This window comes from Sulfuricaulis sp. (assembly GCF_024653915.1).
Lineage (GTDB): Bacteria > Pseudomonadota > Gammaproteobacteria > Acidiferrobacterales > Sulfurifustaceae > Sulfuricaulis.
The window spans coordinates 21,110-47,385 of the sequence record NZ_JANLGY010000006.1 but is presented as its reverse complement, the minus strand read 5'-3'; the positions used below and the strand labels follow the sequence as shown (position 1 = coordinate 47,385).

The following is a 26,276-nucleotide window of genomic DNA, read 5'->3' as shown; positions in this document are numbered from 1 at the left end:
CACTTACGAAGCTCGGTGATTTTGATGCCCAACGAACTAGCTCACCGGCGCGCCGTCTTTGCGCGTCCGGTGGAGCGCCGAGTTAGGGTGCGGACACGCCAGCACCCACCAAACTAAAGCCGACAGCGATGCTGCAACGGGAAGCAACGCAAAACCTGGACTGAAAAGCTCGATATCGACATACCACGAGATAAACCCTCCGAGGAGAGCGCCACAAAGAGTATAGAGCCACCACCCCTGAAACTTAATTGCTTTTAGGGCGAAGTGAATCGGAAGACCAGCGACCAACATTACAAAGTAGCTAAAGGCAGCTGTTACCAGCAAACTTGCCAACGGTAAATTATTACTGCCGTTCCACAACATATACAGAGCGATTACGAGTGGAACGGCCAACGGACTGACAAGAAAACCAACTATAGGTTTTGGTACCATATTTCCTCAGCACCCTAACTAGAAGTAGACGGCCTAAATGTCGTTTTATAAAACGACATTATACTGTATATATTTACAGTAGTCTGTTGTAAGTGGTTAAAAACATTCATATTTGTTCATTGTAGTGCGCAATAATACAAAAAGACAAACACGACATGATGGGGAGTTTCAAGACAGCCAAATCTGGCAGCCGATGCACTGAAAGGACTCAGATCACCCGCTCATTCCCCCATCCACCGGCGCCTGCGCGGCAGTAGTCTTGGCGAACAGCGGACCGCGTTTTACGCCAACCTGTCCTGCCAATAATCCGGCTTGCGGTGGAGATTGGCGATGGCAACAACCAGTATTTCGTCTTCCTTGTGCCGATAAATGACACCGTAAGGAAAGCGACGGGTCTGGCATCACCGCGTTCTTTTCGAGCAAGGATGCCACGCCTCCGGAAACCGGGCGATCCGATCCAGCGCGTGCATTAATTCGGTGAGGAATTCATCGCCTAATCCTGGCGATTCGTGGTTGTAGAACTTGACGGCGTCGTCCAATTCGATTTCTGCTATTTCGAGAAATCGAATTCTCATTTATTTATATTTGGACAAGACTTTTTCGAGGGAAACGGCTTTCAGTTTTCCTTTTTCGTAGGCATCGAGGCGGCTTTCTGCTTCCTTGGCCCACAGCTCGGTGATCGCTTCGTCAGGCTGATCCAGGCTCGACAGCAGCCGATCCACCAAGTCCGCTTTTTCAAGCGGCTTTAGGGATAAAGCTTTTTCGATGACGTCTTTGGGGGCAGCCATATCGAACTCTCGCTTTCGGCCAAGTACAAACTATAACACACCGCCAAAACACGTTTGGTTTCCGGCGGGTTACGCGCCTGAAACCGGCGCTAATCTGCACTACATAAACTACCCAATGTTTTTCTTTGCGCCCTTTGCGTCTTTGCGTTGAAAACTCATATAACTCTTTCATCCCCGCCATCCACCGACACAGTGCTTTTCAGGCTGTCTTTCTGGCATCTTGCTGCGCCAGCAGCGCCTTGAGTTCCGGCAGGCAGGAACCGCAGTTTGTGCCGGCCTTGAGGCGTGCGCCGATATCCGCGGCGGTCGCACACCCGGACTGAATGGCTTCTAGAATCGCGACCTCACCAACGCCAAAGCAAGCGCACACCTGACGGCCACTCTCGCGGCTGCCCTTGGGCGGGAGGCCGGCCAGAAGTCCGGCGCGGGTGGGGGTGTCGAGCGCCTCCAGCGCGAACAGGCCGGCGAGCCAGTCGCGTGGTGGGAGTTCCGGGTTCGGACCAATGAAGATGCAGCTTTCGAGTTTCCCTTGGGTCAGACGCGCGGCGCGGTAGCGACGCGCGGTCTTGTCGAAATATTCGCTCCATTCAACCTTCTCATCCTGCGCGCATAACACGGTGCGGGCCGCCGTGGCCCAGTCTTGCGGTAGTTCGTCGCCGGCGAGCTCGTAGCGCCAGAGATTCGCCCCGCGCGCGGCGGTCCAGTACGTCGCCGTACCCGGGATCAGCTGGCGGCGGGATAGCAGAAAACCGTACCACTTTGGATTCAATGGCTCGACACGCACTGGCGTGTGCTTGAATTCTGGTTCACCGGAGACCGGGTCGGTGGCCGGGTTTACCACCGCGTCGATGCAACCGCTGCTGCCGAACTGGTCGTTCCAGTGCATGGGCACGAATACCGATCCGCGCCGTTGCGTGTCCGTCACGCGCACGCGCACTGTCGACTGGCCCCATTTCGATGCCACCCGCGCCAGCGCGCCGTCGGCCACGCCAAAGCTCACGGCGTCCTGCGGGTGGATCTCCATACAGGGTTCGATGGTATGCGCCGACAACCGCGCTGCCAGGCCGGTGCGTGTAAGCGTGTGCCAGTGATCGCGCACCCGGCCGGTGTTGAGCACCAGCGGATACTGCGTATCTGTCGGGTGCGCCGGTGGTCGCGGCGTGATGGCCAAGAAGCGCGCACGTCGGCTGGGTGTGAAAAACGCGCCGTCGCCGAACAGGCGCGCCGTGCCTTTCGGTGTGGCGCGCGTCACCGGCCACTGCACCGGTGCCAGTTGCGCATAGTCCGCGTCGCTCACATCGGCGAGACCGGAGAGATCGAAATCGCGCGAGCCGTCATTGGCCAGCGCCGAGAGCGCCGCATGTTCGCGGAAGATGGCGGCGGCATTCGGGTAGTCGAAGGCGGCGCCATGCCCGAGGCGTTTGGCCACCTGCGCCACCATCCACCAGTCCGGCTGCGCCTCGCCCAACGGTTTCAGGAATGCGCGCTGGCGCGAGATGCGCCGCTCGGAATTGGTGACCGTGCCTTCCTTCTCGCCCCAGGCCGCGGCCGGCAATAGCACATGCGCATAGCGCGTGGTGTCGGTGTGTCGCACGCAGTCGGAAACGACCACCAGCTCGCAGTGTTCCAGCGCGCGCCGTACCTGTTGCGCATCCGGCAGGCTCACTGCCGGGTTGGTGGCCATGATCCACAGCACCTTGATCTTGCCCTGCTCCACGGCGTGGAACAGGTCCACGGCCTTGAGGCCGGGAAGTGCTGCGATGGTCGGGGCCTTCCAGAATTCCTGCACCTGGGCGCGATGTTCCCGGGACTCAAGATCAAAGTGCGCGGCCAACTGGTTGGCCAGCCCGCCGACCTCGCGCCCGCCCATGGCATTCGGCTGGCCGGTGAGCGAGAACGGGCCCATGCCGGGGCGGCCGATGCGGCCAGTGAGTAAATGGCAGTTGATGATGGCATTGACCTTGTCGGTGCCGCTCGTTGACTGGTTCACGCCCTGCGAGAACAGCGTCACCACCCGTTCGGTACGCGCGAACAGATCGAAGAACTCCGTAACCTGCGTGGCGCTGAGCCCGCATTGTTCGGCCACGCTGGCGACATCCGGGCTGCTGACGCGCGCAGCGGCCAGTGCTTCATCCGCGCCCTCGGTATGGTTGGCGACGAACAGTGAATGCGTTTCGTCGTGATCGCGGAGATAAACCAGCAGGCCATTGAACAACACGCCATCGGTGCCGGGACACAATGCCAGATGCTGATCGGCGAGATCGGCGCTGGCGGTGCGGCGCGGGTCGATCAGCACCACGCGCAGCTCCGGATGTTTCTCACGCGCCTGCACCAGCCGCTGGTACAGCACCGGGTGGCACCAGGCGACGTTCGAACCCACCAGCACCACCAGCTTGGCGCGTTCCAGATCTTCGTAACACCCGGGCACGGTGTCGGAGCCGAAGGCGCGCTTGTGGCCGGCCACCGCCGAGGCCATGCACAGGCGCGAATTGGTGTCGATATTGGCGCTGCCGAGGAAGCCCTTCATCAGCTTGTTGGCGACATAATAATCTTCCGTGAGCAATTGTCCCGAGACGTAGAACGCCACCGAGTCCGGGCCATGCTTTTGCACGGCGGTGCGGATGCCGGCAGCGACGGTATCGAGCGCCGTGTCCCAACTCACCCGCTCGCTGTTGACTTGCGGGTGCAGCAGGCGCGTCGCCGGGTCGAGGGTATCGGCCAGCGCCACGCCCTTGGAGCACAAACGTCCGAAGTTAGCCGGATGCTGCGAATCACCGGCGACGCTGACCGCGCCGTCGTCCGCCACCCGCGCCAGTACGCCGCAGCCGACGCCGCAGTAGGGACAGGTGGTGCGGGTCTCATTCATTAGCCAGTTCTAAGTTATGAGTGTTGAGTGATAAGTAAATGAGCGCGTTACGCGCACCACAACTAAGCACTTACCACTAATCACTTATCACTGCCTTCCACAGGGATCAGCGAGAGGAACACCTTGCCGCCATCGATGCGCACCGGAAAGCGCGCGGCGCAGCCTGCGTCCGGCGCCACCGCCAGCCCGGTGTCGAGATTGATTTTCCAGTCGTGCAGCGGGCAGGCGACCTTGTTGCCGTGCACGATGCCCTGCGACAGCGGCCCGCCCTTGTGCGGGCACTTGTCGCGCAGCGCGAACACTTCATCGTTGAGCGTGCGGAACACGGCGATGTCGCCGTCCACCCGCCGCACCACGCGCGCACCCTGGCGCGGAATGTCATCGAGGATTCCGATTTGGATCCAGTCGTTCATTTGTTTCTTTGCCGTTGTCTGCATGTCGTCCTCGGATTCCCGGATTGCGCTTCGCTTCATCCGGGCTACACAACTTGATCGGCGGGTTACGGCCCTGCGGGCCTAACCCACCCTACATTTATTAACCCACCATCTTGAGCGGGATGAACTCGTGCTTGTCCGCACCCTTGGCGCGTTGCGCCCACGGATCGATCTGCGCGAATTTCTGCGAGTGCAGGAAACGCCCGGTGAGCGCCTTACGCCCCACGGTATCTTCCACCACACGCTGCTTGATATAGCTGAGTCCAACGCGCTCCACCCACGGCGCGGTGCGTTCCAGATAATGTCCCTCCTCGCGATACACCTGCAGGAAGGCGGCGCAATACTCCTTCACCTCTTCCGGGGTTTTCACCGCGCACAGGAAATCGGTGGCGCGCACTTTCACGCCGCCGTTACCGCCGACATGCAGCTCGTAACCGGAATCCACGCACACCACGCCAAAATCTTTAATCGTGGCCTCGGCACAGTTGCGCGGGCAGCCGGACACGGCGAGCTTGAACTTGTGTGGCGTCCACGAACCCCAGGCCATCTTTTCCAGATCGATGCCCATGCTGGTCGAATCCTGGGTGCCGAAGCGGCACCAGGTCTTGCCGACACAGGTCTTCACGGTGCGAATCGCCTTGCCATAGGCGTGGCCGGAAACAAACCCGGCCCGGCTCAGGTCGCCCCACATGGCCGGCAACGTTTCCTTCGGCACGCCGAGAAAATCGATACGCTGGCCGCCGGTGATGTGCACCGTCGGGACTTCATATTTCTCGGCAATTTCGGCCAGCGCGCGCAACTCGGCCGGTGTGGTCTCGCCGCCCCATATGCGCGGAATCACCGAATAGGTACCGTCCTTCTGGATGTTGGCATGCGCACGCTCGTTGATGAAGCGCGACTGGTTGTCGTCCACGTATTCACCGGGCCACGCCACCAGCAGATAGAAATTCAGCGCCGGGCGACACTTGTTGCAACCATCCGGCGTTTTCCATTCCAGCGCCTTGAACAACGCCGGTATGGTTTTCAGGTTCTGAGCGCGGATCGCCTGACGCACGTCGTCGTGCGTGTGTTCGGTACACGGACACATCGGTTTCTTTTTCGGCGCGGTGGAATAATCGCCGCCGAGCGTCGCGGCCAGCAGGTTCTCGACCAGGCCGGTGCACGAACCGCAGGAGCTGGAGGCCTTGGTGTGGGCGCGCACTTCTTCGAGAGTGAAGAGTTTCTTATCGACAATCGTCTTGACGATCGTGCCCTTGCACACGCCGTTGCAGCCGCAGATCTCGGTGCTGTCGGCCATCGCCGCCACGCGGCTCTTGATATCGCCGTGACCGGCATTGCCCAAGTGCGCCTGGCCGAACAGCAGCTTGTCGCGCAGGTTCGAGACATCGGTGCCATCGCGCATCAGCTGGAAATACCAGGCGCCGTCCATGGTGTCGCCGTACATCACGGCGCCCTGGATGCGGTTGTCCTTGAGCACCACCTTCTTGTACATGCCGGCGCCGGCGTCCTGCAGCACGATCTCTTCGGTATCGGCGCCGCCGGAGAAATTGCCGGCCGAGAACAGGTCGATGCCGGTGACCTTGAGCTTGGTCGAGGTAATCGAACCCTCGTAGCGCGAGATGCCGAAGTGGGCGAGATGATTGGCGCAGACCTTGGCCTGCTCGAACAGTGGCGCCACCAGCCCGTAGGTCTGGCCGCGGTGCTGCACGCATTCGCCGACCGCGTACACCGCCGGGTCATAAGTCTGCATGGTATCGCTCACCACCACGCCGCGCTCGCAATAGAGACCGGACTTTTTGGCCAGCTCGATATTCGGACGGATACCGACTGCCATCACTACCAAGTCGGCGGTCAATTCACGGCCATCTTTCAGACGCACACCCTGCACCCGATTCTTGCCGATGATCTCCTGCGTCACGCCCTGGAGCACGAATTCCAGCCCGCGGTCTTCAAGCGATTTCTTGAGCATCTTCGCGGCCGGCGCATCCAGCTGGCGCTCCATGAGCACATCCGGCAGGTGCACCACCGTGACCTTCATGCCCTGCTTCATCAGACCATTGGCAGCCTCGAGCCCGAGCAACCCGCCGCCGATGACCACCGCATGGCGGTATGCCTTCGCCGCCGTGAGCATAATTTCAACATCAGCGAAATCGCGGAAGCCGATCACGCCCGGCAAATCCTTGCCCGGCACCGGCAACATGAACGGATTGGAACCGGTTGCGAGCAGCAACCGATCGTAAACGGCCGTGGTGCCATCGGACGCTTTTACTTGCCGCTGGCGACGGTTGATCTCGACCACGGTCTTGCCCTTGTGCAGGGCGATGCCGTGCTCGGCGTACCAGGCATCTTCGTTAAGCAGGATTTCGCCGAACTGCTTTTCGCCGGTCAGCACCGGCGAGAGCAGGATGCGATTGTAGTTCGGGTGCGGTTCGGCGCCGAACACGGTGATGGCGTACTTGTCCGGCGCGAGCTTGAGCAACTCCTCGACCGCACGCATGCCGGCCATGCCGTTGCCGACCACGACCAGTTTTTCTTTCATCAGCTTCTCCAGAGACACAGATTCATCCATGCTCTAGAGCAATCGATGTGCCAGTATCAGCATTTTATTAAGTTGCTGATATGTATAGTAAATAATACGGGATAGAGGCAGCAGACGGGATGCAAAGAACCATCGTGGTGCAAAGCATTTTTCCCTGCACCAAAACCGAGTGTGTTAATTCAACGCGAGCGAAATCAGCAATGCCAAAAGAAGCAACAGCGAAACAATCTTCCAGAAGCGCAGTGGATTGCGTTCGTAAAATGACTGGCGCTGTACCACGACACGCGGCGCGTGCGCCAGGCTGTGCTCGAGCTCAATGGCGAGTTCCATGGCATCGCCCAGTCGCTGCGCCGGATCGACGGCGGTGGCGCGCTCCAGCAACGCATCCAGCCAAGCCGGCAGGTCGGGGCGATACTGACTGAGTGGTATGCGCTTCGTGAAACGCGGGCGCGAGAAGGGCTCGACCTCGCCATACGGATAGTGACCGCTGAACAGGCGATAGAGCGTGACGCCGAGCGCGTAGAGATCGGAGCGCTCGTCACCCGCCTGGCCGTCGAACAATTCCGGCGCCATGTAACTCGGCGTGCCGGGGATGGCTTCGTCCGGTGCTGCCTCCAGTCCCGGCAGGCGCGCCACACCCAGATCCAGCAATCGCAGACTGCCATCGGTCGCGAGCATGACATTATCCGGTTTGATATCGCGGTGTACGATGTAACGCCGGTTAAGCGCATACACCGCCTTGGCCAGCAATATGCCGATGCGCACACCCTCTTCGAGCGCCACGCGCGGTGCGCGCTTGAGACGTTGTTCGAGCGTCTCCCCCTTGTAAAACGGCATCACCGAATACAGTCGTGTTTGGCGTCCGATGGGAAGCTCGATCACCTCGCTGATATAGGGGCTGCGCACCTGCGAGGCCACCCAAGCCTCGCGCACAAAGGCGTTGCGGTAGGCGGCCTCCGCGATCACGCGCGGGTGCGGAAACTTCACGATCACTTCGCGCTGGCTCACGGTGTCCTCGGCGCGGAACAGCCGGCTGTAGCGGCCGTCCGATACCTGCTCCTCGAGTTGGAACCCGTCCACCGTCTCCCCCACCTTGGGCAACTCCAGAATTGGCAGATCGGCTACCAGCGCTTCGAGGTCGAGCCGGTCAGCGGCCGGCACCGCGAGGACATCGAGCACCACGGCCGTGGCGTTGTCGTGACTGCCGGCCTCAAGCGCCGCGGTCACAATGCGGCTCGCCACTTCGTCCGGCGCGGTGCGCTCCACCAGCAATTGCTGCAAGCGGTCGTTCTTGAGCGTGGCATGAACACCGTCACAGCACAGCAGATAGCGATCGTGCGGGATCAAATCCCAGGCGCTGTAATCGGCACGCACGCTTTCCTCCAACCCCACGGCACGCACCAGCACGTGCCGCATATCCGGATGGTCACGGGTGTGGTCGCGGGTCAGGAGCGTGAGCACGCCATCGCGTAATCGGTAAGTGCGTGTGTCGCCGACATGCACGGAGTGCAGACGCCGGCCGCGCAGAATGGCGGCAGTAAAAGTAGTCAACATGCCGCGTCGCAGGACATCCTGCTGGCCTTGGGCATGCACCCAGCGGTTCAACGCGGCGAGCACACGGCTGGCGGCACGCTCCACCGTAAGCGTGGCCGGTTCGCCCTGAAAGCCGTCGAGAAAACCGCGCACTGTAGTTTCAGCGGCTGGCCTGCCACCGGCGCCGCTCACGCCGTCAGCAATCGCGGCCACAACAGTGTGGACACTGCCGTTGTACACGCGGATGGAGGCAAAATCGTCGTTGGTTTCGCGCCGTCCCTGCTCGCTCGCCTGGCCGAACCGGACTTCGAGCTGGTTCTCGCTCATGCTGTGAGATTAGCGGTGCGCCGGGTCAGCCCACAAGCACAGATTCATACTTGTGCTCCTGACACAGCGCCCCACGTTGTGCGCCAGCGCGTCTTGACCGCCATGAGGCCGAACAGGCCGATGACCGCCAGGCCGGCGAACACCGTGAATCCGCCCATGAAACTGCCGGTCATGCCCTTGGAAATGCCGAGCGCCTTGGCGAGAAAGAATCCGCCGAGTCCGCCGGCAGCGCCGACGAGCCCGGTCATGACGCCAATTTCATTACGGAACCGCAGCGGTACCAACTGAAACACCGAGCCGTTGCCCGCACCGAGCGCGGTCGCGCCGAGAAAAAACACCGCCACGGCCAGCCATGCCATGCCCGGCAGCTCGGCAAGTGACCAACCGGCCACCTTGGCATCGCCCACCACCACGGGCGCCGGTCCCTGCGGCAACATGGCCACCGTCATGTAAGCGAGCGCGACCACCACAAACAACAACTCCAGGGTACGGATACCGCCAAACCGGTCGGCCAATATGCCACCGATGGGACGTGCCATCGATCCGGCCATCACCACCAGCGCCGCCATCAGGCCGGCGGCGATACCGGAGGTGTGATACCAGTTGGTGAAATACAGCGGCAACGCATTGCCGAGACCCACGAAGCCACCGAAGGTGATGGAGTAGAAGAACATGAACCACCAGGTATCGCGGTCGCGCAATACATTCGCATAGTTCACCCATGTCACCGGCGCACGCGTTTCCGGTGCATCTTTGGCCATCAGCATGTACAGCACCAGTACGATGCCCAGTGGAATCAGCAACACGCCGAACACCGACTGCCAGCCCCAGTGCTCGGCCATCCACGGCACGAACAGGGAATCAAGCACCACGCCCATGTTGCCGGCACCAGCGATGCCCAGGACCACGCCCTGGTATTTTGGCGGATACCAGCGCGAGGCCTGCGGCAGCGCAACCGCGAAACTGGCGCCGGCGAGACCGAGCACCACGCCGAGCAGTTCGACTTCCAGTTTGGAGTGCAAACCGAAAATCCAGACATAGGCCATACCGACGATCACAATCATTTGCGCCAGACTGCCGGTGAGCTTGGGGCCAATATGATCCGCCAACATGCCGAGCGGCACGCGCAGCAGCGCGCCGGCCAGAATCGGAATCGCCACTACGCTGAATTTTTCCTCAATCGTAAGCCCGAGGTCCTGAGTGAGATACAGAGACAACGGCCCCAGCACCACCCAGACCATGAAGCTGACATCGAAATACAGAAACGCCGCCAACAATGTCGGCCAGTGGCCTGCCTGTTTGAACTCCCGCCAATTCATATACTGTTCTCCCGATTGTGTTGCGAGTGCACGTGCGTGCTGCCAACGCCATTGCAACCGGTGTGCCACCTCAAGGTTTCATTTGAAATCAGGCAACTGGAAGGATTTGGCGCTACGACGGGAAAACAAGATGCACCAATTCCGTGAAGCGCGCACGGACACTGACCTGAAATGGTGCAGGCAAGCTGACGACAGGCGCGAGAGGAATCGCGCGTCAGCGTTTCGATACGAAGGGATTGTCCTTGATGTAAAAACGCAGGTGCCGTCTGGCCCAGTGCCCCGCATAGTCCACGCCCACCCGGGGCCGTTTGACGATGGTCACGGGCTCGGATTTCTCGGGCGCGGCGAGGTAAAAATTTTTACTGATCAGGTCGTGCCCGTTGAGCCGCCGGTCGATGCGCATGGCGCGGCACAGCAAACCGGGGCCCTGGGTTCGTTCGGCGATATTTTTCACCGGCTCGACCGCGCGCAACAGCACCGCGGAAGCATGGCCTTCGCGCTCGGTCACGACGTTCACGCAAAAATACATGCCGTAGATCATGTACACGTAGGCATGGCCCGGCGGCCCGAACATGACCTTGGTGCGCTCGGTCAGCCCGCGCGCGGAATGGGCCGCGAGATCGTGCGGCCCGAGATAGGCCTCGACTTCCACGATCCGGCCCACGCGCTCCACCGCGCGCGCCTTGTGCACCAGATATTTGCCGAGCAAATCCCGGGCCACGGCGACCGTGTCGCGGTCATAGAACGCGCGCGGCAGTTTTCGCATGGCCATTAAACATGTTGGGTTGGGTAAGGGTTGGCTGGTGATTTGCTATTTAAGGGTAGCGTCCCCAATTACCTAGTTCCCTGCTACCGGTTGTTCTCTATTATCACTGTGTCCATTCGGCTGGAAATGATGTTGTACCAATTTTTAGCTTTGAATTTTCGTAACTGATAGTCAGAGGACTTTGTGTGGGTGGGAACTTATTTAGACCTCCCATGAATGATAGCGCTACTGCGACCTTACCTACCCATGAGCCGCTAGCTGGTATGGTTCGATTAACTCCAACAATAGTGACTATGAGATGGGCCCCATCGAAATGAAACTCAACATTTTCACGAGCAATATTGCGCTTGCCAAGCTTGGCGCCATATTTAGCGGCTTTAAGAATGCCAACAAAATCAGACAAAGCCACAATAATCTCAAGCTTCTGTGCAGGAATCATCATTAGCGTTTAAGTCTTATTTTAATCCGTCCCCTTTTACGCATCCGGCGCTTGCCCATGTTGCATGAGGGCGCATGAGTGCGGGTAGATGTGGGGATACCTCAGGATCAGATCATATTTTTCGCGGAGCCACTCACAATGGCTTCAATGTGCCCGTTGTTCGGTTCATCACCAAAGAGCACGTGCGCCTCTGCATATTTGTCTCTGTCCCACGCCGCGCCGTGCTTCTTTCGCAAGTCATCGAAAGGAGTTCGCGAGATGATGAACGCGTCGAGCAGAAGATGCTTGTTCTTGGATTTCTTGCGGGCGTCAGCAATTTGCGTTTGAAGCTTCTTGTGTAGATCAATCTTCGAGTTATTGTCGGGATGATCTTCGTTGAGCATTCCATGCGGTTCAATGAAGACGAGGCGCTGTTTATCTCCCTCCGTAATCCACAGAATGAAGTCGGGATAAAAGCCGCTATCCGCAAAGAACCCGATTCCTTTCCCTCGGCTCAAGTTACGAAGCAGAAAAAGCTCTTTACCCTTCAACAACGCAGGTTCGGATTTGCAGAAGAGTTTCAAGTCTTCTACAAATTTACATTCGCCGTCATTCAGCGGGGGCGGAACAGAACGCGCCTTGTTTCCCTTGGCAACCAGGAGAGGTTGGTAAAGGTGTCGGTCAAAGTGGATGTTCGGCAATTCCGATGAGAGACATTTCTTGTATTTCTTCCATTCCTCGATGGCTTCGTGAATTGTATGCAACAAATCTTTATCGCTTCGCGGCACTTTGACGACGTAGTTCTGGAAGTTTGCGTCGTCCTTTTTCAACGGCCCATAAATCATCTTAGACGAATCCCATCGCTGTTGCCGTTTGCGGTAAAAGCTTTCGACATACTTGTTCAGAACGCTTGACACGGCAGCTTGCAACTGTACGGCTTGCTCTACTCGCGTGGGATTCAAAAGCTGCTCGTCGCAAATTAGCCCATATAGTTTTGGATCGTTCGCTTGTAGAATTTGCCGTGGATGTTCTGGAAGGATGAGTAGATTGTGAAAGCCGCGCTCCTCTTTGAATTCGAGCATCGCAAGGTACAGGAGCTCCCAATCGAGCCAGCGGAATTGCTCCGGTTTTAGCCATCGCTCAGTTCCTCCAACGAACGCTGATGTCTGAAATTCTCCGTCTGCGCTGCCGATGCTCTCCACTCGCACCGACATATCCAAAGTCACTCGGGCCGCTGAATCTGGTTCGAGCACGATGCGCTCACTGGTCGCAAAACGGCTCTCCTTTGGCAAACGCGGGGCAATCAAGCCCTTCTTGAGAAAGTCATCGTTGCGCTTGATAGGCAGGTGTAATTCGACTTCGCCAAACGGTTCCACGCCTTCACGTTCCAGGTAGTCGCGGAACTGCGTCATGTAATTCGCGCGGATGGCGAAGATGTTTAGCCGTTCCAATAAATCAATCCCAGCCGGATGTTCGATGCCGGATAGCGCCGAACTGCGCTTCAAACTCCGGTTCAGCCCCTGCAAGCGCACGCCGCGCCCAAATAGCTGAATGATTTCCGAACCTTCGCTGCGTCCGATGTTCAGCAGGCCCATGTTCGACACGCGCCAGCTATCCCAACCCTGCATGAACTTCTTCGCGCCGATGAGGATGTTGATGCGTGAATCCGGCTTCTTGATGTTCTCGAACAAACCCTCCGCTATCTCGTCATCCTCAACTTCTACATCAGGGCATTGTTCCTCTGTGAGCGTCTTGAAAGCCGCCGTGTCGCCGATGTAAACGAGGCCGAAATAATTCTCCGCTCCGCTGACTTTCAAACCAAGCTCTCCCGCCTTGCCCTTGATGTCCCCGACGTGCAATCGCCCGTTGCCGGTCGCATGGAAAACGCGCTTGAGCAAATCGCGATGAATCGCGTCCGCATCCTTGCTCCACGCTTTCAACCTCTTGAAACGTGGAGCAAAAACATCATGCCCGCCGTCGGCTTCGATTCCGCTTTCGCCGTTCAGAATCCGTTTGATGTCCTTTTGCACCCAGCCGCGTTTGTTGCGCAGAAACGAATCGAGGAACTTAACGATGGTCAAAACGTCTGATTCCTTCGCCTGCTTGTTGTCTTTTGATTTGTTGACCGTGCTGCCCACGAAAATCCACAGCGGATCGGCTAGGTGATAGCGCGCCATCGCTTCCGACTTCGAGTGAAATGCCCGCTTCTGCTCGTGAAACGCCAGCAGGTTCGCCAGCAGAAGCATCCGAGTCTGTTCCTCGTTCGTTTCGTGCGTCAGGTTCAACAGTTCAAAATCCTTCCCGAAGCCGTCGCCGTAAAAATACTTGTAGCCGTAATCAACGAGAATCGCCTTGCCATATTCCTTGGTCATCTCGTCGTCTCTCGCGGCGGTCATTGCCTGAACAAACGTCGCGCTGTATTCAAAAGTGAAGCCGTTTTCCGCCAGCTTGTCGCGGTTGCCAATCCACTTGCCCGCCTCGCTGCTCGCGCCCTTGTGACCTTCGTCCACGAAGATGAGATTGTTCCCCTCGAACGCTTCCACCGGCACGCTCACGCCCGAACCTTTCTTTTCCTCCACCAGCTTTGTGATTTCGATCACGCGCATCGTGTTTTTCTTCACCGCCTCAAAGCCGCTGTCCTCGAGCGAAAAACGCGCGCACGGGATGCCCGCATCCTCCATGTTCTCCAAATGCTGTTGCGAAAGCCCCTCGTCCGGCGTGACGAGCAAAATGTTGTCCAGCGGCTTCGGGTTGTAGTGGAGGAACTGCCGGTAATGGAAGTGCATCAAAATGGTCTTGCCGCTTCCCGTCGCCATGAGAAACGCCAGCTTGTTCAAATCCGCTTTAGCAAATTCCGGGTCTTGAAAATCTCCCAGCCCGCGCTTGCTGTTCCGTTGGGAGACAAACTGGTTCAACTCCTTTCGCAACGCTGCCTCGTGATTGAAGCGGCGGTCGAGAAAAAACTCTGCGATAATCAGCGAAAGAAGTTGGAAATAGCGCAGCGTCAGACGCTCCTTCCGATGTTTGTTGAAGTAATTCAAGTGCGCCCGGATGTTCGCGTCATAACGATCCAGATCCTCACGGGCAACTTTGCATTTTGAGCCGCGTGCAGCAATGGCCTGCACGAGATACGAATTGCCCTTGCCGTCGAAGCCTTCTTCCACTTCGCGCAGATTTTGGAGCATCGCCTTGTTTGATTCATAGCCAAGCTGGTGGCACGCCCAATCCGCCAGCACCAGCCGTTGCTCCAGTTTGACGTAATCGCTCGCGGGCATCGGCTTATTCCTAGTTGAACATGCGGCGTTTGAAAACCGGGTCGAGCGAACGCGCGCCTTCGATGAAGCTGTCCGTATTCACTAAAATGTCCTCCGCGCCTTCCGTCAATTTTTGCTTCGCCACGAAATCGCGGTCGGCCTCGAATTGCTCCTGCTTCCAGCCGCGCGTGGTGCGCCAGAGGATGGCCGTCTCCCGCCCGTCGGCTGTGCCGCGATAGACGAGATAGCGCGTGCCTTTGTTCTCATACACGCGGCGCCACGCGACGTGTAGGCCGATGAGATAGTTGAACGTCTCCGGCAAATCCACCGGCATCGGCTCGTCCTTACCGTGACAGCGCAGCTTGTAATCGAACGGTGCATCCAGCTTGGCCACGTTCAGCAGCGTCTCGCTCGCCTTCGTCTCGAAATCGAGCATGTAGCTCAAGATGTAATCCTCCAGTTGGAATATCGTCTGCGCGTCCGCCGCCTCGAACGTGATGTTGTTCAGCGCGTCTTCGTAGGATTCGAGGCGAAGGTATTTGAACGCGTGGCTTGAGCCTTGCCGCGACACTGGTTTGCCGTCCTTCCAATCCTCGGAGTAAATGACTTTCTGAATGCGTGGTTTGGTGACCGTGTTAAAATAGTCGCCCACTTCGACTAGGACGTATTTGCGTTTACCGCCGTCCTCCCGGTTTAGATTTATTGCAGCATGCCCCGTCGTACCAGACCCGCCGAAATAGTCAACGATTAGAGCGTCATCGTTGTCTGGAACAGAAATCTTTACGCAATCTTCAACAGCATGAATCGACTTCGGAAAGCTGAACTCGTTCCGGCTGCCAAAAAGGTCTTTGAGTGTTGCTGTTCCGTATTCTGTGGCCGAGTATTTTTTATCGACCCATACGGTGGTTGGCAGAACTCCTTCTTCGTTTGGTCGGTATTTGTAATACAGTTGCAGTTCTCCTTGAGGATTCTTTTTGGGGACGACCTCTGAAAGCTCGCGTTGCACCCTTTCCAGTCCCCAGCGCCAAACGCGTTCACTGCTCTTCGCGTCGATTGGGTAAATCACTACCTCGTCACGGTTCGGTTTTTCCAAAATGTCGTAGGATCGTGTATTCTCCTGCCATCGAAGCTTCGGTATGCGTATGGCCGCTCCCTTAACGTAGATTGGAAAATAGCGCCGCGGGCGACTTCCCCGTTCTGAGCTTGATCCCTCTCTACGGAAGTTTCGCCATTCAAAAGAACCCTTACCGTCGGACTGGTTAAAACGCTGTAACTGAGCGTCGGTCCTGGGCAGCTTCGCAATCGCGGACTCATGCGATTGACCGGCAAAGATTGCGTATTCATGTGCCTGTGCAAATCCCTTGAGCGTGATTCTTCCCGAGGGATTCATTCGGATGCATACCGTGCCAAGAATATTATCGCTTCCAAACACCCGTGATAGCAGCGTAGCTAGTTCTTTTTGTTGCTCATCGTCAATGGTTGCACAGAGGATTCCGTCATACCTAAGCATGGCTCTAGCTAAAGGAAGGGAGTTGTTTATCAGTGTGATCCAGGTAGACGACTTGTAGCCATTCTTGTAGAGAATCTCAGACGAATTAGTATTGTATGGAGGATCGATGTATATGCAATTTGCCTGTCCGGCATAACGCGGAATTACCAAATTGAGTGCTTGGAAATTCTCACTGTGAATCAATAAGCCGTCGATTGCCTCTTCGAGCGTTTTCGCTCCGCTCAGAATTTCGCCGGAAGCGAGCAACTTCGCCTTGAATTCGGCAGAAAAGAATTGTGTATCCAACACGAGAAACGGGTTCGCTTTGAGGAATTCCACCTTTACCGGCTCTTTGAAACCCTGCGTTGCCAGATCGCCTTTAATTTCGTGGATGTAGAACAGGCGTTTCCATTCCCCAATCTGTGCCTTGTTCTTCGCGATTTCGGGATACAGTTCCTCCGACACGCGGTCAAGCGTGACGCAGTAGTGGACTTCGGTGACGAATTTCTTTTTCTCGAACAGCCGCTTCTGGAAATTCTCAATCTGAGCCACGAACGCGATAATTTTGTGCCCGATGCCCTTGATGGCGCGGAGCGTTTGAAACCAACTTTCCGACCGCGCCTCGCCGCCCGCTTCCAGTTCGTCGAGGTTGAGCACTTCGTTCTTGAGGTAGAAATCCAGTTCGCGCTCCAGAAAGCCTTTGAGGTCCTTGTGGATGAAAAAGTCGGTGCTGTTCACGCGCGTGTAGGTGCGCAGGTGATGTTCGAGCAGGCTCACTGGGTTGCCGTCGGCGTCCCTGCGCTTCTCGTGCAAGAGCGCGGCCAGCGCATTGGCGTTTTTCTTCGCCGCGTTTTGAATGGCAGCGCTGGCGTCGGCGAGAATTCCTTCCTGACCTTTCTTCTTTTTCGTCTTAGTCTTGCCGTTGCCGTTTTCCTCCGTGCCGTTGCCTTTGCCGTAGCTGATTTCCTCGGAGGCATTGAGCGGGCGGAATTCAAACGGAATTGTCAGCGTTGAGCTTTTTTCGTCCAGCGAAACTTCCGCCGCGCGCGGGACGAAGAAGCGTTTCGCGCCTTTGACGTTGTTCTGCTCCACGTCGGCATTGCGTAGTTTGAAATGGACGGTCCAGCCGCCATGCTTGTAGCTGTAATCGGTAAAGTTTTCGCCGGTCTTGATGTAATACTGGTCGGCGTTGGCCCAGTGGAGGTGGACTTCCTCGCCGTTGTAGGGGATGGCGTATTTGTCGCGCTTGGAATAACGCCGCAGCGACATGAAATCGCCCTCGTCGTAGTAGCGGCTGAAAAAAGCGTAGAGGTGATTGAAGATGTCGGCTTCGAGTTCGGGAGTAGCTTTTGATTTCCCAGCGCGCTCGCGCAAGGCGAGATATTGTTTGCCGAGTTTGCTGCCGTGATATTCCGCCGCCAAATTTCCCTCGGCGTCGAGCACTTCGTCCCCAATGTTCTCCTTGATCTGCGCGGTGACTTCCGCGAGTTGCTGTGCGAGTCCCGCTTCCTGTGCCAGCGCGCCGGAAGCCAGCTCCGTCGCGATGCCTTTGACCAAATCCGTTTCGATGAATTGCTCAATGACCGCCCGCTTATGATTCATTATGCGGTAGATGCCGAAGTCCAGTTCGGCGTTGTCGAACTGGAACAACTTTTTCAGCAGCTCTTGAAATTTTTCGCGCGGTGTGGCCATGGATGTGGTCAGTTTATTGGAGGAATTGTGGAATTGCACATGGGCTCGTAGCGAAGTTACTGAAAATCGGCTTGGCCATGGCAAAGCCGGCGCGGACCTTGTCGTTGAGCGCCGAAAAGAAGAGCTGTATCCAGAGGTAGTACGCGTTGTCCATGCGCCCGGCGCGAGCCACCGTCCTCGGCCGCCGTTTGCGCCTCGAGAATAAACTCAGTATCCGGTAGATCACCGGCGTGTACACCGATCGTCGATTTCGCGCTGGTGTCGCGACTTTTGCCCTTCCCGCTTCCGCGAGCAGCCACTGAGCACCCGTTTTTCGAAGACCCTTTCTTCTTTACCATCTCGTCCACCCGTATTCCCTTTCGTATGACTCGTCATAACGATAGAAGCAAATTTCCTCGGACCGAAAACCCATGACTTATCCATTTTTCTATATCACCCGCTCATTTCCGCCAACCACCGGCACCTGCGCGGCAGTGGTCTTGGCGAACAACGGGCCGCACATCTCGGAAATCAACAGGCGACAATCACCCCTGTTTTTTACCCATATACCTCATCATGGCTGCCGACATCGAGCAGAATAATTTCCTTTTTCGTCACCTTGAGCGTCAGGGTGATACGGTAACTGTAGGTAACGCTGACAGCATGCAGTCCCTGCAATTTGCCTTTGAGGGGATGCAGCCGGAGATGTGACTGCAATGGATCGCTTTCGAGATCGCGCAGAATCTGCGCGAGGCGTGGGCGGAGGTCGGGGTGGGTTTGCGCAAACTTTTTGGCGGCGCGCGTAAACCGGGCGGTCCAGACTAACCGGTACATCAGTCTTCCAGACCGAGTTCCTTGATCAGATCCTTCGCACTGCCGCGGCGCACGCGCCCCGCCTTCACGTCTTCCAGCGATTCGCGGACGCGGGCGTAATGTGCCTCTTCCTCGGCGGCGAGGAATTCCTGATATCGCTCCTGCGAGAGCACGACATATTGCGGGCGGTTGTTCTTGATGACATGCACCGCGCCTTCTTTCAGGTCTTTGTCGAGGGCGGATAATCCGCAACGCTTAATTTCCTGGGCCGGAATCGTTTTCATGGTGAACCCTATTCAGTACTTGAATTAGTACTATTATAGGTTACGTATTAAGTATGTCAAACCGCAGCTAAATCACCCGCTCGTTCCCGCCATCCACCGGCACCTGCGCGGCGGTGGTCTTGGCGAACAGCGGGCCGCACATCTCGGCGGCGAGTTCGGCGACGTCGCGGCTGGTGACTTCGATCTTGAGCACGTTGTTCTTCTTGTACTGCTCGACCGTCAACCCATAGTGCTTCGCGCGCGCCTGTAATACCTCCTCGGTCCAGATGCCGGTGTCGAACACCGCGTTCGGGTGCAACGAGTTGATGCGGATGTTGTCCGCGCCCCATTCGAGCGCGGCCACGCGCGCGAGCTGATTGAGCGCCGCTTTCGAAGCCGAATAAGCCGCGGCGCCGGGTCCGGGCGCGGGAACATTCTTCGAACCGATCACCACCACACGCCCGCCACCGGGTGCGAGCTTGAGCAGCGCATGCGCCTCGCGCATCAGCACCAGATTGGAGTCCAGGTTGATGCGCAGGACTTTCTGCCATTCGGTGGTGGTCAGCGCCTCGATGCGACAGCCGGCGGGGAAAATCCCGGCGTTCAGGATCAGCATGTCGAGCCCGCCGAAGGCGCGCGCGGTTTTTTCCAGTGCGTTGGCCAACTGCTTCTCGTCCGTCACGTCACAAACGAGGCCGAGATAATCCGGGCGGTTGTACAGACCCGTGATGGATGGATTGATATCGAGCCCAACCACGGCCGCGCCGCGCGCGAGCAGTGAATCCACGCAGGCCTTGCCGATGCCGGAGGCGGCGCCCGTCACCAGCGCGATTTCGCCGGTGAACACCGGCGGTTTGCCGCCGCCCTTGAGCTTGGCCTGCTCCAGGTCCCAGTACTCCACGTCGAAAATATCCTTTGCCGGCAAGGCCTTATAACGGTCCAAGAGGGTCGCGCGCTGGATGATCTCCAGCGTATGAACATAGATGTCGTGGGCGACGGCGGCGTCTTTCACGCTGCGTCCGACGGTGGCCACGCCGAATTCGCGATCCAGAACGATACGCGGGGCCGGGTCGAGCATGGTCTTGGGCTCGCGCACCTTGGGGGCAAGCTCGTTGAAATATTTCTGGTACGCCTCGGCATAAGCCTTCACATCGCGCCCCACCATGGGCAGGCGCTTGGTGCGGATCACGTGGTCCGGTGTGGCCGGGCCTTGCTGCGAGATCGTGGCGATGTCGTCACGGCGCGCGAAGGCGAGGCTAGCTGGATCTTCGTGCGCAGCAAGAATGACCGGAAATCCGGCGGTGACGGACAACTCGCGTCGCAGCGCGGCCAGTTCCCGTCGCAGGGATTTTGCTTCCGGTTTTTCGCTGGCTTCCGGCAGCACCCAAGCCTTGCACTTCGCCAGATAATTTTCCGCCCACGTCACGAGATCGATCATGCGCTCGTAGGATTCCTGCGCGGTCTTGCCGAAGGAAAAAATGCCGTGGTTCATGAGCACCATGCCGATGGTGTTCTTGCGTACATCGGCGGCGAACTGCTCGGCACAGCGGCGCGCCAAGTCGAAGCCCGGCATGACGTAGGGCACGACCACGACATTGTCGCCGTAGATTTCGCGGATGCGTGCGAGCCCATCGGCAGTGTTGGTGATGGTGATGACGGCATCGGCATGGGTGTGATCGACGTACTGGTACGGGAGGATGGCGTGCAGAATCGCTTCGACCGAAGGCGTGGGCGCCGAGGCCAGTGTCATGTGCGTGCGCAGCTCGTTGACCATCTGCGGATCGGACAGCTGCTTGAGCTTGGCGAGCTTGAGCAGGTGGTCGATGCGCACGGGCGAGAAGCCGGCGGCCTCGATATGTTCCAGGTCCCAGCCGCTGCCTTTCACGTACAGCCGGGTTTCGTCTTCGCCGAGGAGGTTTTTTTCCGTGATCTTGACCGAGGTGTTGCCGCCGCCGTGCAGCACCAACGACTTGTCACATCCGAGCAGGCGCGAGGTGTAAATGCGCTGCCCCAGATCGCCCGGGAATTTCCCGGCTTCACTGTCACTCCAGAGGCTGTTCACGCTGGCCTGCCGGCGGACGAGAAGATATCGAAATTAAAAGGTAATCTTGATTCCCGCGTGGAGGCCGGAATCCACGGTTACGTTCTGGCCATTGTCGAGGTCAGCGCGCACCTTGCGGTAGCCGAGGTAAATATTGGCGGTTTTCTTGACCACCTCGAACTCGGCGCGGGCGCCCCATTCCCAGAATTTTTCGCCGTCCATTGCCGTCACGATATCCGGGGCGTAATACAAGAAACCGCTCAGACCAATCGGGCCGTTGTTCGGGAACGTCCGGAACTGGCCGCCCAAGCCAAGCGCCAGCACGTCCTGATTGGCGACATCGGCCAGGTAAATTTTACCGCCGAGGCCGCCTTCAATCCGGGTTTCACCGGTCTGTTGTTCGCCCAGGGCAAGCAGGCCGATGCTGGCCGCCCAGTCGTTCTGGTCGCTGTTGGACAAAAGGCCCGCGTTGAATTCAGCGGTACGCCAGTTGGTGGCGTAAATCGCCTGAATGCTGTCGTCGTTGAGGTTGATGTCGAGGGAATCGGCCGAAACCGCGCTGCTAAAGCCTGCCGCCAGGGCGGCCAGAATGATACGAAAACGCATGTATTCCTCTCCTCCATGTGAACGTGGCGGCGTGATACTAACGTATCGAGGAATCGTGGGCCAGAACTCGGGCGGTTTAATTTGCCCGTCAGGAAGCCGGGAGCGCCACCACCATTCTGTTATAGCCGCCGATCTTGGCCTGGCTCAGCGTCTGGTCGGCGCGCAGGAGCAACATGGTCGCCGGCTCACCCGGAGAATACTGGGTGAGCACGCTCGAAAAGCTCGGGAGCGGGACATTTTTTCCAGCCAGCTGGATGAAGGTGCTGGCGGCGTTTTTGCGCGCCTTTTCCAGCGCGTGCATGGCGCCGTCCTTTTGCGTATTCGGGAACAGCACGGCGAATTCATCGTCGCCATAGCGCGCCACCAGATCGTAGGTGCGAAACTTGGCAAGAATCTGGCTGGCGTAGCAACGCAGCACCGCATCACCCGCGTCCCGGCCATAGCGCTTGTTGACGGACTCCAGGTTGTCCACATCGATGACTGCCACAGCCAGCGCAAAGCCATAGCGCTTCACGCGCCCGATCTCGGCCTCGAGCTGTTTCACGAACACGTCGCGCTTGGGCAGGCCGGTGAGCTCGTCCGCCATGCTGTGTTTGCGCGCGTGGCCGAGCTCCTGACGCAGACGCTCGCGATCCGTTTCTACCGCCTTGAGATAATCGCCGGCGCTGGAAAGCTTATCAATCAGCGACTCGCGTTCCTCGATCAGTTCGTTCAATCCCTTGACCAGGATCTGCTTGAGGTCAGCGAACTCGCCCAACGGGCTGTCGAGATTTTTCAGGGTCTCGCGTTCTTTCTCCAGCAACTCTCCGAATTTTTCGTCGACAGCGATACTCTCCGTCACCTGCCCGGCGAGCGTGTCCTCCAGCGCCTCAATCTTCTCCTGCCGCGACGGTGGCATCGGCTCGGCGGGTGGTACCGGTTCCGCCTCGACTGGCGTTGGCTTGCTGGCCACCATTGGAGGCGTGGCTGTTTCCACAACCGGCTCTGGCTTTATTACTGGTGCCGGCTCCGGTTTCGCCACAACCACGGGCACGGGGGGAGCGGAAGGTTTGGGTTTTGCTGGTGGAGCTATTACGGGCTTTGCCTCCACGGGCGTGGCTGTCCGGGGCGGCGTGACAGCGGGTTTCGGCGCCGGCGGCGCCTTGGGCAGGTAAAGCGTGAGCCGCTGCTGGATGAGGCGCGCCTTTACACGCGTGGCCGGATCACAGGCCGGACTCATGGCGTACTTGCCGAGCAGGGCATGCAGGAAAGTAACGAAGACAAACTCGATGCGCCCGTCCTCGCTGCCGTATTGCTGCAGGCCACGCTGAATCTGGTTGTAGAGAATTTGCCCATGCTGGGTGCGCTTGAGGCCCTCGAGATGGAGCTTGAGGCTTTGCAACAGCGACGGATCCGCCGACATGGGTGTGCTGGAATCCGCCAAAGCCATCTCCTTTGTGCAGGCGTGAAAGACCTGCCTTTAAGGAGATTAGTCGGCAAACATCCGGTTCACAACTCAAAAAAAGCGGATCGGTAGGGAAGGCCGGATCAGCCGCTGTGGCCGTTATTCTTGTCTCGGGCCGGGGTCGTCGCCGGGGGCAGCCCCTGCTCCATCTCGATGCGGTTACGACCCAGCCGTTTGGCACGGTACAGGGCGCGGTCGGCGCGGTCGATGAGATCGGTGTGAGATTCGCCGGGCGAATACAGGGCGACCCCGGTGGAAAACGTGGGCAGTTTGAAATCCCGGCCCTGGAACTCACACACTACCTGCAGCGCGAGATTCCTTACTTTCTGGATGGCGGCCACCGCGCCCTCGCGAGTGGTGTTGGGCAGGAGAACCGCGAATTCCTCACCACCGTAACGCGCGACCAAATCGTGGTGGCGCAACACCGTCAGCACCTCGGTGGCGTAACAGCGCAGAATCGCATCGCCGGCGGCGTGGCCATGGATATCGTTGATGGCCTTGAACTCGTCCAGGTCGATCATGGCGAGTGCGAGCGACGAACCGTAACGATGTGAGCGACTGATCTCATCCTGGAGCCGGCGCATGAACGCACGTCGGTTGGGCAAGCCAGTGAACTCGTCGGTCAGTGACAGCAACCGTACCTTGTTGAGCTCATCGTGCAAGCGCTCACTGTCGGCTTTGACGAGCCGGAGATAACCTCCGGTTTTGTGCAGCTTGGTTTCGAGCGAATTCTGTCCCTGGATCAGCTCTTCCAGACCGCCGACCAGAATCTGCCGCAGCTGTTCGATTTCCTTGTCGCCATTGGCCTGCTGCAAGGCGCGCAATTCGATTTGCAGCAACGCGCCGAATTCACGGTTCTGTGTGATGGCATCGGCCACGGTCTTGGCAAGCGTCTCCTGCAATTTTTCGATTTCGTTGCGCTGCTGATCGAGGTGCTGGCGGTAAGCGGCGTCGACACGGCGTTCCGCCTCCGTCATGCCCTTTCCGGCATTCGGCGGGGGCGTCGAGGCCGGAGGAGAACTTGGCGCCGGCGGAGGGGCCGCTTTCATCCGCGTGGCCGGCTCGGGTTCGGTCTTCGTGTCCGCGGTAGCCGCGCGTCCGGGAACCTGCGATTCAGCCGCCTTATGGAGTTTCTCTTCGATGCTGTCTTCCGGGACTTTGCTGCCGATCCGGGGGGCGATCGGGCCACGGCGCAACTGGATCAGGCGCGCGTTGATGCGGGTAATGTGATCCGCGCTCGGATCGCGCGCATAGGCATTCAGGAGCAGATGCAGCAACGAGGCATAGGCATGGTCCACCTTGGCCTGGACGCCTTCCTGTTCTTCCACGACACGCGCCACCTGGTCGTAGATAACGGCACCGACCGGTGTGCGTTTCAGACCTTCCAGCAATCCAAGCAACTTTTTCGAGGACGATGCACCACTCGCCTCGGATTCATCCTGCACCAATTGACCCCACCTCCTGCCTGGACGGCGGTACTATCCGCAAGCCGCCGGCGTGATGCGACACGGGCGCCCTATCCCTGTGGAGCTGTCGCAGAACGATTATTATGTTTTTCTTGTTTTTCTTACCGAAACAAGACATCCGTATATTTGCGGAATAGACGTCAATTTACCCGCGCCCATTCCAAATAACAACGTTTCATAAGATGAAACAGGCGCATGCAACGCGCATCAAAGACTTACCACCGATACCGGAGAACCCGGCTTAGATCCGGGATCAGGGCTTGGGGTGCGCGTGACCACGGCGCTTGTTCTGGAACGTCGTAATGGATTTGATGATCTCCTGATAAGGCAGCGACTCCAGCGAGGTGTATTTTTCCTGCGCCTGCTGCACCAGCGCGTGGATATTGCTCACCCGCGTGACGCCCGGCTCCGTCATCAGCAGGCCTTGCAGGCCGATGAGGCCGCCGACCATGACTTTCATTTCCTTGCCGAAGGGAAGGCTGTCAGAAGTGTTCGTCACCTTGAGCGCAAAGCGCGCGCGTTCGCGCATCAAGGCCAGCAGCATGGTGCAATTGTTGCGGGCGATGCCGGAGCGGCAATTCACCCCTATCTGTTCCGCGATGGAAAACCGGGTGGCCAGCTCACAGTCACACTGCACGCTCAGAATGGCCTTCTCGAACGGGCACCGGCCTTGATCCATCCGTATCAGGCCTGATGATAGGGACGGCTCAGCTCGTGCACGGCGTCCACGGCCACCGCGACTTTTTCCGGTTCAATGTGCTGATGAATGCCGTGCCCAAGGTTGAAAACATGTCCATGACCATTTCCATAGCTTTCGAGAACGACGCCAACCTCGTGGCGGATGCGCTCGGCCGACGCATACAGTACAGACGGGTCCATATTGCCTTGCAAGGCCACGCTGTTTCCGACGCGCGTACGGGCGTCTGCGAGATCGGTAGTCCAGTCGATGCCCAGCGCATCGCAGCCGGTAGCGGCCATGGCTTCCAGCCACTGACCGCCGTTCTTGGTGAAGAGGATCACCGGCACCCGCCGGCCTTCGTGTTCGCGCGTCAGACCGCGCACGATGCGTTCCATGTACTCCAGCGAGAACGCGCGATAGTCGCGCGGACTGAGCACACCCCCCCAGGTATCAAAAACCATTAACGCCTGCGCACCGGCGGCCACCTGCGCGTTGAGATAGGCCGTCACGGCGTCTGCCAGCACATCCAGCAGCCGGTGCATGAGCGCGGGCTGATCGAACATCATGGCTTTAACGAGACCGAAATCCTTGCTGCCACCACCTTCCACCATGTAGGTGGCGAGCGTCCACGGGCTTCCGGCGAAACCAATGAGCGGGACTTTGCCGTTCAGCTCGCGCCGGACCAGGCGCACCGCGTCCATGACATAACGCAGCTCGACCTCGGGGTCCGGCACTGACAGCGCCTCGACATCGGCGGCCGTACGCACCGGCCTCTGGAAACGCGGGCCTTCACCCTCAGTGAAATACAGCCCGAGACCCATGGCATCCGGAATCGTGAGAATGTCGGAGAACAAAATCGCGGCATCCAGCGCAAAACGATGCAGCGGTTGCAGCGTCACTTCGCAGGCCAGCTCCGGCGTGGTGCAGAGCGTCCGGAAGTCGCCGGCCTTCTCGCGCACCGCGCGATACTCGGGCAGATAGCGCCCCGCCTGGCGCATGATCCACACGGGCGTCACGTCCACCGGCTGCCGCAGCAGCGCACGAAGTAATCGGTCGTTCTTGAGTTCTACCATATGAGTTTGAACCGCCAAGGCGCCAAGAACGCCAAGAAAAGCAATTTCAATCTGA

19 protein-coding genes are annotated in these 26,276 nt (G+C 58.4%); all 19 read right to left on the bottom strand.

What is annotated here, in order from left to right:
* Nucleotides 1-36: 36 nt before the first annotated feature.
* On the bottom strand, nt 37-432 hold the full coding sequence (locus NUV55_RS03670; protein ID WP_296670494.1) for a hypothetical protein: 396 nt from the start codon (nt 430-432) through the stop codon (nt 37-39).
* Between the two features lie 575 nt (nt 433-1,007).
* Entirely contained in the window at nt 1,008-1,220 is a 213-nt protein-coding gene (locus tag NUV55_RS03665; protein ID WP_296670493.1) for an addiction module protein, read from the bottom strand.
* Nucleotides 1,221-1,419: 199 nt separating this feature from the next.
* Nucleotides 1,420-4,086 carry a nitrate reductase gene (locus NUV55_RS03660; protein ID WP_296670491.1) on the bottom strand — a complete coding sequence of 889 codons (2,667 nt, stop codon included), beginning with the start codon at nt 4,084-4,086 and terminating at the stop codon, nt 1,420-1,422.
* Nucleotides 4,087-4,166: 80 nt separating this feature from the next.
* The gene (nirD, locus tag NUV55_RS03655) at nt 4,167-4,499 is read right to left on the bottom strand and encodes a nitrite reductase small subunit NirD (RefSeq protein WP_367280343.1); all 333 of its coding nucleotides are present in this window, start codon (nt 4,497-4,499) and stop codon (nt 4,167-4,169) included.
* 121 nt (nt 4,500-4,620) lie between these two features.
* The gene (nirB, locus tag NUV55_RS03650) at nt 4,621-7,059 is read right to left on the bottom strand and encodes a nitrite reductase large subunit NirB (RefSeq protein ID WP_296670488.1); all 2,439 of its coding nucleotides are present in this window, start codon (nt 7,057-7,059) and stop codon (nt 4,621-4,623) included.
* Nucleotides 7,060-7,233: 174 nt separating this feature from the next.
* Nucleotides 7,234-8,919, bottom strand: coding sequence for a bifunctional protein-serine/threonine kinase/phosphatase (locus NUV55_RS03645; protein WP_296670486.1), 1,686 nt, complete (start codon nt 8,917-8,919; stop codon nt 7,234-7,236).
* A gap of 44 nt (nt 8,920-8,963) precedes the next feature.
* Nucleotides 8,964-10,238, bottom strand: coding sequence for a NarK/NasA family nitrate transporter (locus tag NUV55_RS03640; RefSeq protein ID WP_296670484.1), 1,275 nt, complete (start codon nt 10,236-10,238; stop codon nt 8,964-8,966).
* Between the two features lie 214 nt (nt 10,239-10,452).
* The gene (locus NUV55_RS03635; RefSeq protein ID WP_296670483.1) at nt 10,453-11,004 is read right to left on the bottom strand and encodes a DNA-3-methyladenine glycosylase; all 552 of its coding nucleotides are present in this window, start codon (nt 11,002-11,004) and stop codon (nt 10,453-10,455) included.
* A 103-nt stretch (nt 11,005-11,107) separates the two neighbouring features.
* The gene (locus NUV55_RS03630) at nt 11,108-11,446 is read right to left on the bottom strand and encodes a hypothetical protein (protein WP_296670481.1); all 339 of its coding nucleotides are present in this window, start codon (nt 11,444-11,446) and stop codon (nt 11,108-11,110) included.
* Nucleotides 11,447-11,550: 104 nt separating this feature from the next.
* On the bottom strand, nt 11,551-14,697 hold the full coding sequence (locus tag NUV55_RS03625; protein WP_296670479.1) for a DEAD/DEAH box helicase family protein: 3,147 nt from the start codon (nt 14,695-14,697) through the stop codon (nt 11,551-11,553).
* Nucleotides 14,698-14,707: 10 nt separating this feature from the next.
* Complete coding sequence (locus tag NUV55_RS03620; RefSeq protein WP_296670476.1) at nt 14,708-17,857, bottom strand: site-specific DNA-methyltransferase; 3,150 nt, start codon at nt 17,855-17,857, stop codon at nt 14,708-14,710.
* Nucleotides 17,858-18,394: 537 nt separating this feature from the next.
* Nucleotides 18,395-18,670 (bottom strand): type II toxin-antitoxin system mRNA interferase toxin, RelE/StbE family, encoded by a 276-nt coding sequence (locus NUV55_RS03615; protein WP_296670475.1) that lies wholly within the window; start codon nt 18,668-18,670, stop codon nt 18,395-18,397.
* Nucleotides 18,670-18,933: a hypothetical protein gene (locus tag NUV55_RS03610; RefSeq protein WP_296670473.1), complete on the bottom strand. Its 264-nt coding sequence runs from the start codon at nt 18,931-18,933 to the stop codon at nt 18,670-18,672. The genes NUV55_RS03615 and NUV55_RS03610 overlap by 1 nt, the downstream gene beginning before the upstream one ends.
* Nucleotides 18,934-19,000: 67 nt before the next feature.
* The gene (locus NUV55_RS03605) at nt 19,001-20,974 is read right to left on the bottom strand and encodes a bifunctional aldolase/short-chain dehydrogenase (protein ID WP_296670471.1); all 1,974 of its coding nucleotides are present in this window, start codon (nt 20,972-20,974) and stop codon (nt 19,001-19,003) included.
* Nucleotides 20,975-21,007: 33 nt separating this feature from the next.
* Nucleotides 21,008-21,559, bottom strand: coding sequence for a hypothetical protein (locus NUV55_RS03600; RefSeq protein ID WP_296670470.1), 552 nt, complete (start codon nt 21,557-21,559; stop codon nt 21,008-21,010).
* A gap of 88 nt (nt 21,560-21,647) precedes the next feature.
* The gene (locus tag NUV55_RS03595) at nt 21,648-22,982 is read right to left on the bottom strand and encodes a diguanylate cyclase (RefSeq protein WP_296670468.1); all 1,335 of its coding nucleotides are present in this window, start codon (nt 22,980-22,982) and stop codon (nt 21,648-21,650) included.
* A gap of 104 nt (nt 22,983-23,086) precedes the next feature.
* On the bottom strand, nt 23,087-24,448 hold the full coding sequence (locus tag NUV55_RS03590; RefSeq protein ID WP_296670731.1) for a GGDEF domain-containing protein: 1,362 nt from the start codon (nt 24,446-24,448) through the stop codon (nt 23,087-23,089).
* Between the two features lie 274 nt (nt 24,449-24,722).
* On the bottom strand, nt 24,723-25,148 hold the full coding sequence (locus tag NUV55_RS03585; RefSeq protein ID WP_296670466.1) for a hypothetical protein: 426 nt from the start codon (nt 25,146-25,148) through the stop codon (nt 24,723-24,725).
* A 5-nt stretch (nt 25,149-25,153) separates the two neighbouring features.
* Complete coding sequence (gene hemE, locus NUV55_RS03580; RefSeq protein WP_296670464.1) at nt 25,154-26,221, bottom strand: uroporphyrinogen decarboxylase; 1,068 nt, start codon at nt 26,219-26,221, stop codon at nt 25,154-25,156.
* Nucleotides 26,222-26,276 lie beyond the last annotated feature (55 nt).